Annotated in this window: 13 protein-coding genes; 5 read left to right on the forward strand and 8 right to left on the reverse strand. The window is 67.8% G+C overall.

Annotation, left to right across the window (positions count from 1 at the left end; genetic code table 11):
• Positions 1-73: 73 nt before the first annotated feature.
• Both J2Y49_RS18660 and J2Y49_RS18665 read right to left on the reverse strand, forming a co-directional pair.
• Positions 74-1561 (reverse strand): ribonuclease J, encoded by a 1488-nt coding sequence (locus J2Y49_RS18660; RefSeq protein ID WP_310116373.1) that lies wholly within the window; start codon positions 1559-1561, stop codon positions 74-76.
• 311 nt (positions 1562-1872) lie between these two features.
• Positions 1873-2271: a RidA family protein gene (locus tag J2Y49_RS18665; RefSeq protein WP_310116374.1), complete on the reverse strand. Its 399-nt coding sequence runs from the start codon at positions 2269-2271 to the stop codon at positions 1873-1875.
• Between the two features lie 171 nt (positions 2272-2442).
• Between J2Y49_RS18665 and J2Y49_RS18670 the strand changes: the two genes are divergently transcribed.
• The gene (locus tag J2Y49_RS18670) at positions 2443-3042 is read left to right on the forward strand and encodes a TetR/AcrR family transcriptional regulator (RefSeq protein WP_310116375.1); all 600 of its coding nucleotides are present in this window, start codon (positions 2443-2445) and stop codon (positions 3040-3042) included.
• Positions 3043-3099: 57 nt separating this feature from the next.
• On the opposite strand, the gene J2Y49_RS18675 is transcribed toward J2Y49_RS18670, so the two are convergent.
• The 6 genes from J2Y49_RS18675 to J2Y49_RS18700 all read right to left on the reverse strand — a co-directional run bounded on the left by J2Y49_RS18675 (position 3100) and on the right by J2Y49_RS18700 (position 11062).
• Complete coding sequence (locus J2Y49_RS18675) at positions 3100-4929, reverse strand: IlvD/Edd family dehydratase (RefSeq protein ID WP_310116377.1); 1830 nt, start codon at positions 4927-4929, stop codon at positions 3100-3102.
• Between the two features lie 75 nt (positions 4930-5004).
• Positions 5005-5943 carry a Gfo/Idh/MocA family oxidoreductase gene (locus tag J2Y49_RS18680; protein ID WP_310116378.1) on the reverse strand — a complete coding sequence of 313 codons (939 nt, stop codon included), beginning with the start codon at positions 5941-5943 and terminating at the stop codon, positions 5005-5007.
• Positions 5944-5971: 28 nt separating this feature from the next.
• A complete protein-coding gene (gene mmsB / locus J2Y49_RS18685; RefSeq protein ID WP_310116379.1) occupies positions 5972-7171 on the reverse strand; it encodes a multiple monosaccharide ABC transporter permease in 1200 nt (399 codons plus the stop codon).
• Positions 7168-8742 (reverse strand): multiple monosaccharide ABC transporter ATP-binding protein, encoded by a 1575-nt coding sequence (gene mmsA / locus J2Y49_RS18690; RefSeq protein WP_310116380.1) that lies wholly within the window; start codon positions 8740-8742, stop codon positions 7168-7170. The genes mmsB and mmsA overlap by 4 nt, the downstream gene beginning before the upstream one ends.
• Positions 8743-8826: 84 nt before the next feature.
• Positions 8827-9930 (reverse strand): multiple monosaccharide ABC transporter substrate-binding protein, encoded by a 1104-nt coding sequence (gene chvE, locus J2Y49_RS18695; RefSeq protein ID WP_310116381.1) that lies wholly within the window; start codon positions 9928-9930, stop codon positions 8827-8829.
• Between the two features lie 118 nt (positions 9931-10048).
• Entirely contained in the window at positions 10049-11062 is a 1014-nt protein-coding gene (locus J2Y49_RS18700) for a LysR family transcriptional regulator (RefSeq protein ID WP_310116382.1), read from the reverse strand.
• 188 nt (positions 11063-11250) lie between these two features.
• Here J2Y49_RS18700 and J2Y49_RS18705 point away from each other — a divergent pair, with 188 nt between their 5' ends.
• The 4 genes from J2Y49_RS18705 (at position 11251) to ytfQ (ending at position 15858) form a co-directional block, all read left to right on the forward strand.
• Entirely contained in the window at positions 11251-12132 is an 882-nt protein-coding gene (locus tag J2Y49_RS18705) for an SMP-30/gluconolactonase/LRE family protein (protein WP_310116383.1), read from the forward strand.
• Positions 12133-12147: 15 nt separating this feature from the next.
• Positions 12148-13092, forward strand: a complete 945-nt coding sequence (locus tag J2Y49_RS18710; RefSeq protein ID WP_310116384.1) for a dihydrodipicolinate synthase family protein — start codon at positions 12148-12150, stop codon at positions 13090-13092.
• A 158-nt stretch (positions 13093-13250) separates the two neighbouring features.
• On the forward strand, positions 13251-14831 hold the full coding sequence (locus J2Y49_RS18715) for an aldehyde dehydrogenase (NADP(+)) (RefSeq protein WP_310116385.1): 1581 nt from the start codon (positions 13251-13253) through the stop codon (positions 14829-14831).
• Positions 14832-14889: 58 nt separating this feature from the next.
• Positions 14890-15858 carry a galactofuranose ABC transporter, galactofuranose-binding protein YtfQ gene (gene ytfQ / locus J2Y49_RS18720; protein ID WP_149222518.1) on the forward strand — a complete coding sequence of 323 codons (969 nt, stop codon included), beginning with the start codon at positions 14890-14892 and terminating at the stop codon, positions 15856-15858.
• Positions 15859-15908 lie beyond the last annotated feature (50 nt).

The raw sequence follows: 15908 nt of genomic DNA on the forward strand, positions 1-15908 counted from the left end.
TTTTCATTCGTGCAGAAACGAAAAACGCCCCGCACCGGGCGGTGCAGGGCGTTTTTCCGATCTGGTCAGGCGGTCAGGCCGCGACGCGCTCTTCCTCTGCGTCCACCGCCACCGGCGGGACCCAGGGGATCAAGTCCCGGCCGGTGTTGGCGAGGCGCCTAGGCTCGATGCGGCCGATCACGCGGGTGCCTTCCTTGGCGATGCGCAGGATGTCGCCATCCTCCGGAACCAGGGCGCGCTCGACGCCGCAGGCGCGGGCGAGGCGGGCGTGAGCTTCCATATGCTCGATGGTGCCGTGGACCGGAACCGCGAAGCGCGGGCGGACCAGCCCGTACATGCGGGCGAGGTCGTCGCGCTTGGGGTGGCCGGAGACATGGACCGGCGCATCGGCCGGGGTGACGATCTCCACCCCCATGCCGCGCAGATGCTCGTGGATCTCGGCCAGCGCCTCTTCGTTGCCGGGGATGGTGCGGGCGGAGAAGATGACGGTGTCGCCCTCTTCCAGCCACAGCTCGCGGTGCTCGTTGCGGGCCAGACGGCTGAGCGCCGCCCGTTCCTCACCCTGGCTACCGGTGCACAGGAACACCAGATTCTCGCGCGGGGTCCAGGAGGCCTCGCGGACATCCATGAAGTCCGGCACATGGTCGAGATAGCCGCAGGCCTGCGCCGCCTTTTCCATGCGCAGCATGGAACGGCCGACCAGCACCACCTTGCGCCCGACCGCCGCCGCCGCTTCCGCCACCGCGGTCATGCGGGCGACGTTGGAGGCGAAGCCGGTCACGGCGATGGCGCCCGGACGGTTGGCGAAGGCGCCGATCAGGCCGGCGCGGGCGTCGGCCTCCGATCCCGTCGCACCGGGCACGTCGGCGTTGGTGCTGTCGCACATCATGGCGAGCAGCCCCGCGTCGCCCAGGCGCTTCAGCGCGGCGACGTCGGTGGTCCGGCCGATCAGCGGATCGGGATCGAACTTCCAGTCGCCGGTGTGCAGCACCGTGCCTGCCGCCGTGCGGATCGCCAGCGACATCGGTTCGGGGATCGAATGGGTGACGGCGATGGTCTCGATCCGGAAGGGACCGACGGTCAGCGTGTCGCCGATGTCGAAGGTCTGAACCTTGGCGGCCCGATGCGCGCCCTTTTCCTTCAGCCGGTCGCGGATGATGTGCGAGGCGAAGGGGCTGGCATAGATCGGGCAGCGCAGGCGCGGCCACAGATGGTGGATCGCGCCGATATGGTCCTCGTGCGCGTGGGTCACCACCAGGCCGACGACGTCCTGCATCCGCTCTTCGATGAAGGTCGGATCGGCCATCAGGCTGTCGATGCCCGGCGCCTCGTCGCCCATGAAGGCGACGCCGGCGTCCACGATCAGCCATTTGCCGGCATGGCCGTAGAGCGCCATGTTCATGCCGATGCGGGAACAGCCGCCCAGCGGAAGGAACAGGATCTCGTCCTTGCCCGGAACCGGGCCGGTGGGGCCGCCGCCATGGACCGTGTTGGCCGTCGGACGGGAGCCATCGAAGTCATCACGCGGACGTTGGTTGCGTGCGCGGTTGTTCGGCGCCATCCGACGCCGCCTTGAATCAAACGTCATGCCTCTGTCGTACGTCTCACATAAGCCGGCATTCGACGCTGCCGGACGGGCGTGCATCGCTCGTCGATGCGGATCTCGGTGTGGAGGGAACCCGGGCGGAGGCGCCTTGGCGGCGGCCGTCGGACGGCTGGGATCGAATGTTTCGTGAAAGCTTATGTGGGCAAAGGGAGACGTACGTCAAGGGCGCGCGTGAAAGGTCACACGAAATGGTGGGGCATTGCTGGGATGCGTGGGCGGGGAGCGACGCCCGGAAGCGGACATGGCCGAACCGGGTCGTCGATCATTCAGGCGGCTTCGGGAATACGGGCGACGACTTTGATCTCGAAATCGAAGCCGGCCAGCCAAGTCACTCCCACCGCGGTCCAGTTGGGATAGGGCGGGCCGCCGATGACCTTGTCGCGCACGGCCATGATGGTTTCGAACTGGTTGGCCGGGTCGGTGTGGAAGGTGGTGACGTCCACGACATCGTCGAGCGTGCATCCGGCGGTCTTGAGGACGGTCATGAGGTTTTCGAAAGCCAGTTGCACCTGCTTCTCGAAGACGGGTTCCGGCGAACCGTCCGCGCGGCTGCCGACCTGCCCCGAAACGAACAGCAGGTCGCCCGAGCGGATTGCCGCCGAGTAGCGGTGATTCTCATAGAGCGCGTGCCGGCTTTCCGGAACGATGGCCTCGCGTTGAGCCATTTTGGTTTCCTCTCCTTGCTGAAGGGTGATCGATCGTGAGCCGGGCCGCCCCACCCTGGATCCGGCTTCACTGGCGAAGCGCGATTTGATATACGCTTCGTATGTGAATGACAACACACATACGTCTCGTATGTCAATACACATACGGGATGTATGTCCGGAGGAAAAGCCGTGGCTGGGAAAAAACGTGCTGAGATGATGGAGGAGACCCGCGCCAAGCTGATCCGGTCGGCGCGCAAGGCCTTCTCGGAGAAGGGCTATGCCGCCGCCTCGATGGATGAGTTGACGGCGGAGGCCGGGCTGACGCGCGGGGCGCTCTATCACAATTTCGGCGACAAGCGCGGGCTGCTGCAGGCGGTGGTCGACCAGATCGACGGGGAGATGGCGGCGCGCGCGCGCGCGGTCGGCAGCCAAGCCACCAATGACTGGGAAGGCTTGCTGGCGGAGGGGATCGCCTACATCGAGATGGCGCTGGAACCCGAGGTCCAGCGCATCGTGCTGCTCGACGGACCGGCGGTTCTCGGTGATCCGTCGCAATGGCCCAGCCAGAACAACTGTCTCCAGGCGACCTTGGAGACGGTGAAGGGGCTGATCGGGCAAGGCATCGTCAAGCCGGTGGATGCCGAAGCGGCCGCCCGGCTTTTGAACGGGGCGGCGCTGAACGCCGCGCTTTGGGTCGCGGCCAGCGATCGGCCGCAGGAGGTCCTGGCCAAGGCGGTCGAGGCGTTCAGGGTCCTGGCCGGCGGGCTGCTGGCGACTCCCGGCCGGTGACCGGCGCCGAAACCGGAAGCCCGCGGCGTTGCCGCGGGCGCCCCGGCATGACAGCAGTCAATGGTTGTCGCGCGGGATCCCCATCGTCTGCGCCACGCGCTGGTACTTGACCGCCGGCTTCAGGACCATGCCCTCGTCCAGCTGGTCGACGATGCCGCGCTGGATTTCCTGCCACGGAGTCTGCGACGGCGGGGCGGGGTAGCCGCCGGCGGCTTCCAGCGTGGCCTTGCGGTCGGCCAGCTCCGCTTCGGAGATCAGGATGTCGGCGCTGCCGCGGCGCAGGTCGATGCGCACGCGGTCGCCGCTGCGCAGAAGGCCGAGGTTGCCGCCGGCCGCCGCCTCCGGCGAGGCGTTGAGGATCGAAGGCGAGCCCGAGGTGCCGGACTGCCGCCCGTCGCCGATGCAAGGCAGGGAATGGATGCCTCGGCGGATCAGGTCGGCGGGGGGACGCATGTTCACCACCTCGGCCGCACCCGGATAGCCGATGGGGCCGGCGCCGCGGATGACCAGGATGGTATAGGCGTCGATGCCCAGCGACGGATCGTCGATGCGGTGGTGGTAGTCCTCCGGTCCGTCGAAGACAACGACCTTGCCCTCGAACGCTTCGGGGTCGCTGGGGTTGGACAGGTAGCGCTCGCGGAACTCGTCGGAGATCACGCTGGTCTTCATGATGGCGGCGTTGAACAGGGTGCCGCGCAGCACGACGAAGCCGGCGTTGATCTTCAGCGGGTCGTCGATCGGATGGATGACGCGGGTGTCGAGGATCTCGGTGTTGCGGCAGTTCTCGCCGATGGTCCGGCCGTTGACGTTCGGCGCGTCCTCGCGGATCAGGCCCTGGCGCATCAGCTGCGACACCACCGCCGGCACGCCGCCGGCGCGGTGGAAGTCCTCGCCCAGATATTCGCCGGCCGGCTGCAGGTTGACCAGCAGCGGCACGCCCAACCCGTGGGTCTGCCAGTCGTCAACCGTCAGCGGCACGCCGATGTGCTTGGCGATGGCGTTGATGTGGATCGGCGCGTTGGTCGAACCGCCGATGGCGGAGTTGACGACGATCGCATTGAGGAAGGCGTCGCGGGTCAGGATGTCCGACGGCTTGATGTCCTGGCGCACCATCTCGACGATGCGCTTGCCGGTCTCGTAGGCGGCCTGCTGGCGCTCGCGGTAGGGGGCGGGGATGGCGGCGGAACCGGGGAGCTGCATGCCCAGCACCTCCGCCAGCGAATTCATGGTGGAGGCCGTGCCCATCGTGTTGCAGTAGCCGGTCGAGGGGGCCGACGACGCCACCAGCTCGATGAAGCCCTGATAGTCGATCTCGCCGGCCGCCATCAACTGGCGGGCCTTCCACACGATGGTGCCCGACCCGGTGCGCTCGCCGCGGAACCAGCCGTTCAGCATCGGGCCGACCGACAGCGCGATGGCCGGGATGTTGACGGTCGCCGCCGCCATCAGGCAGGCCGGCGTGGTCTTGTCGCAGCCGATGGTCAGCACCACGCCGTCCAGCGGATAGCCGTGCAGCACCTCGACGAGGCCGAGATAGGCGAGGTTGCGGTCGATGGAGGCGGTCGGACGCTTGCCGGTCTCCTGGATCGGGTGGACGGGGAACTCGATGGCGATGCCGCCGGCGGTGCGGATGCCCTCGCGCAGCCGTTCGGCCAGGACCAGATGGTGGCGGTTGCAGGGGCTGAGGTCGGACCCGGTCTGGGCGATGCCGATGATCGGGGCGCCGGACTGCAGCTCCTCCCGCGTCAGGCCGAAGTTCAGGTAGCGCTCCAGGTAGAGCGCGGTCATGTCGGGGTTGGCGGGGTTGTCGAACCACGCGCGCGACCGCAGCCGACGCCCTGAATCGGAGGGGTTGGGGGGGAAGAAGGGGGGCTTCGTATCGGTCATATCGGCACCGGTTTAAGGTTGGGGCGCGGGCCGGATCGGCGGCGCCGGAGTTGGGGGTGCGTCGCGGCGGCGGCGTTACCAGTCGAAGGCGTCGGTGCGGTGCCAGCGCCCGACCATGCAGGCGTCGGCGACCAGCGACAGCGGGCGGGCGTCGACGTCGCTCGCCCCGTCACCTATCAACTGGCGGAAATGGCGATAGATGCGCTGGTATTCTGTGTCCGGTTCGGCCAGCGCCGGCACGCCGTCCACGATCAGGCGGGTCCCGCCATGGGTGAGGTAGAGGCGCCCGTCCTCGGTCTCGATCACGATGGACCAGGTCTGCTCCCCCTGCTGGAGGAAGTCGAAGTCGGCGGTGACGCGGCCGATGCGGGAACCGGGAGCGGCCGACATCTCCAGCGTCGCGGCGATGGGGGTATCGCGGTTGGTCGGGACATGCAGGTCGGCGGAGCGGACGAAGACCGGAGCCGGCAGGATGTCGGTCAGGATCGACAGGGCGTTGATGCCGGGGTCGAAGACGCCGAAACCGCCGGCCGCGAAGATCCAGTCCTGGCCCGGATGCCAGCGCCGCACATCCTCCTTCCAGGTGATGGCGACGCTGCGGATGGCCGTGTCGGCAAGCCGGCGCTTGGTTTCCTCCACCGCCGGGTTGAACCGCGAATGCCAGGCGGTGAACAGGGTACGCCGCGCGGCCTCGGCCTCCGCCACCAGATCGTGAAGCTCCGACAGAGTGGCGGCGGGCGGCTTCTCGATCAGCACATGCTTGCCGGCGCGCAGAGCCTCCACCGTCAGGCCGTGACGGACGGCGGGCGGGGTGCAGAGCGCCACGGCATCCAGGCCGGGCAGGGCCGCCAGCATCTCCGCCTGGGAGCGGAAGGTCGGCACGCCGTCCGTGCCGGCGCCGTCCGGGCTGACCACGGCGGCCAGTTCGAACTGGCCGGTGGCGGCAATGGCCGGGATGTGCTGGTCGCGGGCGATCTTTCCCAGACCGACGAGGCCGAGGGTGGGGAGCGTCATGGCGATTGTCCGGTCGGGGCGGAAGGCCTCAGGCCTTGCCCTTGTTGTAGACGTCGAAGCAGACGGCGGCGAGCAGCACCAGGCCCTTGATCACCTGCTGCCAGTCGATGCCGATGCCGAGGATCGACATGCCGTTGTTCATCACGCCCATGATGAAGGCGCCGATCACCGCACCGGTCACCCGGCCGACGCCGCCCGACGCCGAGGCGCCGCCGATGAAGCAGGCGGCGATCACGTCCAGCTCGAAGGACACGCCGGCCTTCGGCGTGGCGGTGTTGAGCCGCGCGGCGAAGATCAGGCCGGCGAGTGCGGCCAGCACGCCCATGTTGACGAAGGTGTAGAAGGACAGGCGGCGGGTGTCGATGCCCGACAGCTTGGCGGCCTTCTCGTTGCCGCCCAGCGCGTAGATGCGCCGGCCGATGGTGGTGTCGCGGGTGACGAAGGCGTAGATGCCGATCAGCAGCGCCATGATGATCAGGACGTTCGGCAGCCCTTTGTAGGAGGCGAGCAGCATGCCGATGTAGGCGACCACCGCGAACAGCCCGGCGCTCTTCAGCAGGAACAGCGGCAGCGGCTCCTGTTCGATGGCGAAGCGGTGACGGCGGATGCGGGCGGCGACGCTGAGGCCGATGATGATCGCCGGCGTCACCAGGCACAGCAGGAGCGTGGTGGTGTGGAAGCCGGCCGTCCCGAAGACGTCCGGGATGAAGCCGGAGCTGAGGCGCTGGAACTCCACCGGGAAGGGACCGACGGACTGGCCGGCGAGCAGGGCGAGGCTGAGGCCGCGGAAGACCAGCATGCCCGCCAGCGTCACGATGAAGGACGGGATGCGGAAATAGGCGACCCAGTACCCTTGTGCCGCGCCGATGGCGGCGCCGGCCAACAGGCAGAGGATGGCGGTCGGGATGAAATGCAGCTGGAACTGCACCATCAGGATGGCGGCCAGTGCGCCGATGAAGCCGACGATGGAGCCCACCGACAGGTCGATGTGCCCGGCGACGATCACCAGCAGCATGCCCAGCGCCATGATGACGATGTAGCTGTTCTGCAGGACGAGGTTGGTCAGGTTCAACGGCTGCAGCAGCGTGCCGTTGGTCATGTATTGGAAGAAGGCCACGATCGCCAGCAGCGAGATCAGCATGCCGTAATCGCGCATGTGGCTCTTCAGGAACCTGGCCATGGAGGCCTGGCGCGGCGGGGCGGCCGGAAGGTTCAGTTCGGCGCTCATTGCAGGGACTCCCGGGCAACCATGCTCTGCGTGACCGCCGGAGGCTTCGCGGACGAGGACATGATGGCGTGCATGATCTTTTCCTGGCTGGCTTCGGCCGCCGGCATCTCGGCGACCAGCGCCCCTTCGTTCATCACGTAGATGCGGTCGGCGACGCCCAGCAGTTCGGGCAGTTCCGACGAGATCAAGATGACGCCGCGGCCTTCGGCCACCAGCTGGTTGACGATGGTGTAGATTTCATACTTGGCGCCGACGTCGATGCCGCGGGTCGGTTCGTCCAGGATCAGCACCTGCGGGTCGGCGAACAGCCATTTGCTGAGCACGACCTTCTGCTGGTTGCCGCCGGACAGGTTGACCGTCTGCTGGAACACGTCGGAACAGCGGATGCGCAGGCGGCGGCGGAAGTCGTTGGCGACCTCGATCTCGCGCTCGTGATGGATGACGCCACGCTTGGCGACCCCGTCCAGGTTGGCCAGCGTCACGTTGTGGCGGATGTCGTTGTCCAGCACGAGGCCGTAATGCTTGCGGTCCTCCGTGGCATAGGCGAGGCCGGCGTTCATCGCCTTGGCGATGGTCGACACGTCGATCTCGCGTCCGCCGAGGAAGGCCTGCCCGCGGATGTTGCGGCCATAGCTGCGGCCGAACAGGCTCATGGCGAACTCGGTGCGGCCGGCGCCCATCAGCCCGGCGATGCCGACCACCTCGCCCCGGCGGACATGCAGGTCGATGTCCTTCACCACGCGGCGGCCGGGATGGATGGGATGGTCGGCGCTCCAACCCTTCACCTGGAACAGGATGTCGCCGGGGTTGCCGGCGCGGCGCGGATAGCGGTCGGCAAGGTCGCGGCCGACCATGCCCTTGATGATGCGCTCCTGGCTGATGGGTGCGTCGTGGCAATCCAGCGTTTCCACGGTCGTGCCGTCGCGCAGGATGGTGACGCGGTCGGCGACCTTGGCGATCTCGTTCAGCTTGTGCGAGATCAGGATGGAGGAGATGCCCTGTTCCTTGAAGCGCAGCAGCAGGGCCAGCAGCGCGTCGCTGTCGCTCTCGTTCAGGCTGGCGGTCGGCTCGTCCAGGATCAGCAGCCTGACCTGCTTGGACAGGGCCTTGGCGATCTCCACCAACTGCTGCTTGCCGACGCCGATGTCGGTGATCAGGGTCTCCGGCGAATCCGTGAGCCCGACCATGCGCAGCAGGTCGCGCGCCCGCGCGGTGGCCGCAACCCAGTCGATCCGGCCCCGCTTCGCCTGCTCGTTGCCGAGGAACAGGTTCTCGGTGATCGACAACAGCGGGACCAGCGCCAATTCCTGGTGGATGATGATGATGCCCAGCTTCTCGCTGTCGGCGATGCCGCGGAAGGCGACGGGCTGGCCGCGGAAGCGGATCTCGCCGTCATAGGTCCCGTGCGGATAGACGCCGCTCAGCACTTTCATCAGCGTCGATTTGCCGGCGCCGTTCTCGCCGATCAGTGCGTGGATCTCCCCCTCGCGGACCGAGAGGTTGACGTCGTCGAGCGCCTTGACGCCCGGAAACGTCTTGGTGATGCCGCGCATCTCAAGAATGCTGTCCATGGATGACCCCCGGTGGCCCGCCTGCATGGTCCGGCGGAGCGCTGGAGCGGAATGCCGGGCGGCATCCGCCCCCGCGCCGCCCGATCACTTGATCTGCGATTCCTTGTAGTAGCCGCCGTCGACCAGGACCTGCTTCCAGTTCGTGGAGTCGACGCTGACCGGCTTCAGCAGATAGGAGGGGACGACCTTCTTGCCGTTGTCGTAGGTCTTGGTGTCGTTGACTTGCGGGGTGCGGCCGGCCAGCAGGTCGTCGACCATGCCCACCGTGACCTTCGCCAGTTCGCGGGTGTCCTTGAAGACGGTGGAGCGCTGCTCGCCCGCCAGGATCGACTTGACCGACGGGATTTCGGCGTCCTGGCCGGTGACGACCGGCATCGGCTGCGAGGCCGAGCCGTAGCCGACACCCTTCAGCGAGGAGATGATGCCGATGCTGATGCCGTCATAGGGGGACAGCACGGCGTCCAGCGTCTTGTTGCCGTAATAGGCGCTCAGCAGATTGTCCATGCGGGATTGGGCGACCGCGCCGTCCCAACGCAGGGTGGACACCTTGTCCATGCCGATCTGGCCGCTCTGCACCTTCAGCTTGCCACTGTCGATGTAGGGCTGCAGCACCGACATGGCGCCGTTGTAGAAGAAATAGGCGTTGTTGTCGTCGGGGGAGCCGCCGAACAGCTCGATGTTGAACGGACCCTTGCCCTCCTTCAGGCCGAGAGCCTTCTCGATGTAGGCGGCCTGGAGCACGCCGACCTGGAAGTTGTCGAAGGTGGCATAGTAATCGACATTGGCCGAGCCGCGGATCAGCCGATCATAGGCGATGACCTTCACGCCCTGTTCCGCCGCCTTCTGCAGCACGTCGGTCAGCGTCGTCCCGTCGATGGCGGCGATCACCAGAACCTTGTCGTTCTTGGTGACCATGTTCTCGATCTGGGCGAGCTGGTTGGGGATGTCGTCCTCGGCATATTGCAGGTCGGTCTTGTATCCCTTTTCCTGGAAATACTTGACCATGTTGTTGCCGTCGTCGATCCAGCGCGCCGACGACTTGGTCGGCATGGCGATGCCGATGGTCGGCTTGTCCTGCGCCATCGCCGGGGCGGCTGCGGTGCCGGTGGCGATCAGCAGGCCGATGGTGAGGCCGCCAAGTTTGCCAGCCAGTTTTGAACCGAAGGAAGAACGCTTAGGAGACGACATGGACCGGAATCCTCCCCGTTTCTACGGCACGCGATTCGCAGCCCCCACGTTCGGTGTCGCGGACGGCATGGGACGCGATGGTTTGTGTCCCTAGCAATCCTCCGTTTCCCCATAACTGTCAAATATGATTATTCGGCAAATCGATATGCATTTCGGTATCGGATGGTGGTTCCGCCAACTGGCGCATCTTGCGTTCCGACGCCGCACGCACCGCCGACAGGACGGTGCGGGCCCCCGGCGACAGCGGCCGGTCCTTCAGCCAGAAGATGCCGTAAGGCTCCACGCTGAAACGCTTGTGAAAGGGCATGATGGCGTAGCCGCCGCCGGGCGTGAACACCTGGGCGAGCGCACGGGCGAAGACGGTGATCGACTCCGTCTCCGCCACCATCGCCATCGAGATGACCGGCGACGCGCTTTCGATCACCTTGTGCGGCAGGCGGGCGCCCTCGGCGCGGAACAGCGCCTCCACCCGGTCGCGCAGCAGAGTGCCGACCGGCTGCAGGATCCAGGTGGCGTCCGACAGGTCGGCGGCGGTCAGCGGGCGGCCGAGCTGCAGAAGCGGGTTGCCGGCGCGGCAGACGAAGCACAGCTCCTCGCTGCTGATCTCCTGATATTCGAAGGCGGTGGGGTCGAAATGGCCGGGCAGGCGGCCGATGGCGAAATCCATCACCCCCTGGTGGACCCGTTCGGCCAGCACGTCGCTGGTCTCCACCGCCACGGCGACCTTCAGGTTGGGATGCTCGCGGGTCAGGTTGCTGATGACGGGAACCACCAGTTCCACCGCCGGAGCCATGACGGTGCCGACCGACACCCGGCCGCTGTGCCCGGCGAGCAGCGCGTTCAGCTCCTCCCCCGTTTCCTGCAACTCGCTGAGGATCATCCTGGCGTGGCGGATCATCAGGCTGCCGTACCAGTTCGGCTCGATCCCGCGGCCATGGCGGTCGAACAGCTCGATCCCCAGCGTTTCCTCCAGGTCGCCCAGCAGCTTGGAGGCCGCCGGCTGCGACATGTTCAGGCTGGCGGCGGCCCGGTGCAGGTTGCGGTGTTCGTCGAGCGCCGCGAACAGCTGGAGATGGCGCAGCTTCAGCCGGGCCTTCTGGAACCAGTTCGGGGGGAAGCGCTGGGGGGTCACGGGTGGTTGCCTCCGGTCGGGCGCCGGCACCGGGTTGCGGAATGCCGGTATACGACAATTGATATCGCAGATGCCCATCTTCGTATTGGACGATTATCAAGAGGCCTCTTATCGTTCGGGTCGTCAACAAATATTCAAATGGCTGGCGGCAACGGCAGCCACAGGGTGCGAGGGGGGAGTGAATCGGCATGGCGCAGGAAGCGCGTTGCGTCTGGCAGGCCGGGGCGCTGCTGGGGGAGGGCCCGCTCTGGTCCCCACGGCAGGATGCCGTTTACTTCGTCGACATCCGCGGCTCCCGCATCCTGCGCCACGGCCTATCCGACGGGGCGCAGGCGGGGTGGGAGCTTGACGACGCCGCCTGCTGGCTGGTGGAGAGCGCCGACGGCAACGGCCTCATAGCCGGGCTGCGCTCCCGCAGCGTTGTCCGCCTGCTGCTGGAGCCGGGCGAGGCGGTGATCGCCGAGGAGTTGGCGCGGATCGAGCCGGACCGGCCGGGCAACCGGCTGAACGACGGCAAGGCCGATGCGCAGGGCCGGCTGTGGGTCGGCAGCATGGACGATGCGGAGGAGGCGCCGGCCGGCAGCTTCTATCGCATCGATCCCGACGGCGCCGTCACCAAGGTCGATGAGGGCTACACCGTCGCCAACGGGCCGGCGCTGTCGCCGGACGGGCGGACGATCTACCACACCGACAGTGCGGCGCGGACGGTCCATGCCTTCGACATCGGCAGGGACGGCAGCCTGTCCGGAAAGCGTGTCCATATTCGCTTTACCGAGGCTGACGGCTACCCGGACGGCATGACCTGCGATGCCGAGGGCGGGCTGTGGATCGCCCATTGGGATGGTGCGCGCGTCAGCCGCTTCCGCCCCGACGGCAGGCTGGACCGCGCCATCGCGCTGCCGGTGTCCCGCGTGACCTCCTGCGTCTTCGCCGGTCCGGACCTCGACCGGCTGTTCGTCACCACCGCCGCGCATGGCCGGCCCGAGGAGCCGCTGGCCGGGGCGCTGTTCGAGTGCGACCCCGGCGTCCGCGGCCTGCCGCCCAGACGCTTCGGTTCCCCGTCGCGTTGAGCCTCGAAGAACCCGATGAAGGATTCCACCACCATGCCGCCCAGCGCCCGTCCCTATCGCGGCGTCTTCCCCGTCGTTCCCACCATCTTCACCGAAACGGGGGAGCTGGACCTCGACGGCCAGAAGCGCTGCGTCGATTTCATGATCGACGCCGGCTCCACCGGCCTGTGCATCCTCGCCAACTTTTCCGAACAGTTCGTGCTGACCGATGACGAGCGCGCGGTGCTGATGGAGACGATGCTGGCCCATGTCGCCGGCCGGGTGCCGGTGATCGTCACCACCACCCATTTCAGCACCCGCGCCTGTGCCGAGCGCAGCCGCCGCGCCCAGGATATGGGGGCGGCGATGGTGATGGTGATGCCGCCCTACCACGGCGCCACCATCCGCGTGCCGGAGGCCGGCATCGTCGAGTTCTTCCAGCGGGTGTCCGACGCCATCGACATCCCGATCATGATCCAGGACGCACCCGTGAGCGGCACCCCGCTCTCCGCCCCCCTGCTGGCGCGGATGGCGCGGGAGATCGCGCAGGTCTCCTACTTCAAGATCGAGGTGCCGCAGGCGGCGGCCAAGCTGCGCACGCTGATCGAACTGGGCGGCGACGCCATCGAAGGCCCTTGGGACGGCGAGGAGGCGATCACGCTGCTGGCCGACCTCGACGCCGGGGCGACGGGGGCGATGACCGGCGGCGGCTATCCCGACGGCATTCGCCAGATCATCGATCCCTATCAGGCGGGAGACCGCGAGGCGGCGGTGGCGGCCTATGGGCGCTGGCTGCCGCTGATCAACCACGAGAACCGGCAGTGCGGCATCGCCACCGCGAAGATCCTGATGAAGGAGGGCGGCGTCATCAGGTCCGACGCGATGCGCCACCCGATGTCCAGCCCGCACCCGATCAGCCGCGACGGGTTGCTGGACGCGGCGCGGCGGCTCGATCCGCTGGTACTGCGCTGGGGGCGGTGAGTTCTTGCAGCGGATGCCCCCTCCCTAACCCTCCCCCGCTGGGCGGGGGAGGGGACAAGTGCTTGATCGGGAAAGCGGCGGCAGTCCCTCCCCCGCCCAGCGGGGGAGGTTAGGTGGGGGTATCGTCAGCCGACCCCCTCCCAACAAGGAGACCCATCATGACCATCACCGGCGAGATGCTGATCGGCGCCGAAACCCACCGCGGCAGCGAGGGCGAGTTCCGCGCCGTCGCCCCCGCCAGCGGCGAAGCCCTGGAACCCGCCTTCGGCGGCGGCGGAGCGGCCGAGCTGGAGCGCGCCTGCGCGCTGGCTTGGGCCGCCTTCGACACCTTCCGCGAGACTGGCCTGGAGCAGCGCGCGACCTTCCTGGAGACCGTCGCCCAGAACATCCTCGACATCGGCGACGACCTGATCGCCCGCGCCATGGCCGAAAGCGGCCTGCCGCGCGCCCGGCTGGAGGGCGAGCGCGGCCGCACCGTCGGGCAACTTCGCCTGTTCGCCCAGGTGGTGCGCGAGGGCAGCTGGATCGAAGCGCGCATCGACCCGGCCATGCCCGACCGCAAGCCGCTGCCCCGCCCCGACATCCGCCAGCGCCACATCCCGCTGGGGCCGGTCGCGGTGTTCGGCGCCTCGAACTTTCCGCTCGCCTTCTCGGTCGCCGGCGGCGACACCGCCTCTGCCTTCGCCGCCGGCTGTCCGGTGGTGGTCAAGGGCCATGGCGCCCATCCCGGCACGTCGGAGCTGGTCGGCCGCGCCATCCGGGCGGCGGTTGCGTCCTGTGGCCTGCCCGAGGGGGTCTTCTCGCTGCTGTTCGGCACCGGAAACGAGATCGGCACGGCGCTGGTCGCCGATCCGCGCATCAAGGCGGTGGGCTTCACCGGTTCGCGTCGCGGCGGGCTGGCGCTGATGGAGGTGGCGTCCAGGCAGGTGGAGCCGATCCCGGTCTATGCCGAGATGAGCAGCATCAACCCGGTTTTCCTGATGCCGGCGGCACTGGCCGCAAGGGCCGACGCGCTGGGCAAGGGCTTCGTCGCCTCGCTGACCATGGGGGCCGGGCAGTTCTGCACCAATCCCGGCATCCTGCTGGGCGTCGAGGGGTCGGACCTCGACCGCTTCGTCGCGGCCGCGGTGGAGGCCATCGGCGGCAGTGCTGCGTCCACCATGCTGACGCCGGGCATTTATGCCGCCTATGACGCCGGTGTCGCCAAGCTGGCCGGCAGCGGCGCGGTGACGACGCTGGCGCGCGGACTGGCCTGCAGCGGGCCGAACCAGGCGCAGGCTGCCTTCTTCACCACCACGGCGGACGCCTTCCTGGCCGACACGGAATTGCAGGAGGAGGTGTTCGGCGCGGCATCGCTGCTGATCCGTTGTCCGGATGTCGCGGTCATGAAGGCCGTCGCCGAACGGCTGGAAGGGCAGCTGACCGCGACTGTGCAGATGGATGCGCAGGACAAGACCGCCGTGGCGGCACTGATCCCGACGCTGGAGCGCAAGGCCGGCCGCATCCTGGCGAACGGCTGGCCGACCGGGGTGGAGGTCTGCCACGCGATGGTGCATGGCGGTCCCTTCCCGGCAACGTCGGATGCGCGCAGCACCTCGGTCGGCACGCTGGCGATCCGCCGTTTCCTGCGCCCGGTCTGCTACCAGGATCTGCCGGCCGGCCTGCTGCCGGAGGCGGTGCGCGACGGTAACCCGCTGGGGCTGTGGCGCCGCGTCGAGGGGACGCTCGGCCGGGACTGACCGGCGCACATGAACCTCGCCACAAAACCTCGCCACAGAACCTCAGGGAGTGAAACAGATGTCCAGGAAATGGGTGATCTCCGCCGCCACCGCCGCTGCGGCGCTCTTCATCGGGCTTGGCGCGGTGCAGGCCGCCGACAAGAAGCTGGTGGTCGGCTTCTCGCAGATCGGATCGGAATCGGGCTGGCGCGCGGCGGAGACCAAGACCGCCAAGGCGGAGGCCGAGAAGCGCGGCATCGACCTGAAAATCTCCGACGCCCAGCAGAAGCAGGAGAACCAGATCAAGGCCGTGCGCTCCTTCGTCGCCCAGGGCGTGGACGCGATCTTCATCGCGCCGGTGGTGGCGACGGGCTGGGATTCGGTGCTGAAGGAGGCCAAGGAGGCGAAGATCCCGGTCGTGCTGCTGGACCGCCAGATCGAGACCAAGGACCCCAGCCTCTACATGACCGCCGTCACCTCCGACACCGTGCATGAGGGCCGGGTGGCCGGCGAATGGCTGGCCAAGCAGACCGGCGGCAAATGCGCGGTGGTGGAACTGCAGGGCACCGTCGGCTCGTCCCCCGCCATCAACCGCAAGAAGGGCTTCGACGAGATCGTCGCCAAGAATCCGGGGATGAAGATCGTCCGCACCCAGTCCGGCGACTTCACCCGCGCCAAGGGCAAGGAGGTGATGGAGAGCTTCATCAAGGCGGAGAATGGCGGAAAGGGCATCTGCGCCGTCTACGCCCACAACGACGACATGGCGGTCGGCGCCATCCAGGCGATCAAGGAAGCCGGGCTGAAGCCGGGCAAGGACATCCTGGTCGTCTCCATCGACGGCGTGCCCGACATCTTCAAGGCGATGGCGGAAGGCGAGGCCAACGCCACGGTGGAGCTGACGCCGAATATGGCGGGTCCCGCCTATGACGCGCTGATCGCCTTCAAGAAGGACGGCAAGGCGCCGCCGAAGTGGATCCAGACGGAGTCCGCGCTGTTCACGCCCGAGACCGCCAAGGCCGAGTACGAGCGCCGCAAGGACGCCTACTGACTTGGGGTGAGGTTTGCAGGTCCCTCTCCCGTCCCGGGAGAGGGAAGGGG

Origin of the sequence: Azospirillum sp. BE72 (assembly GCF_031455875.1) — a bacterium.
Lineage (GTDB): Bacteria > Pseudomonadota > Alphaproteobacteria > Azospirillales > Azospirillaceae > Azospirillum.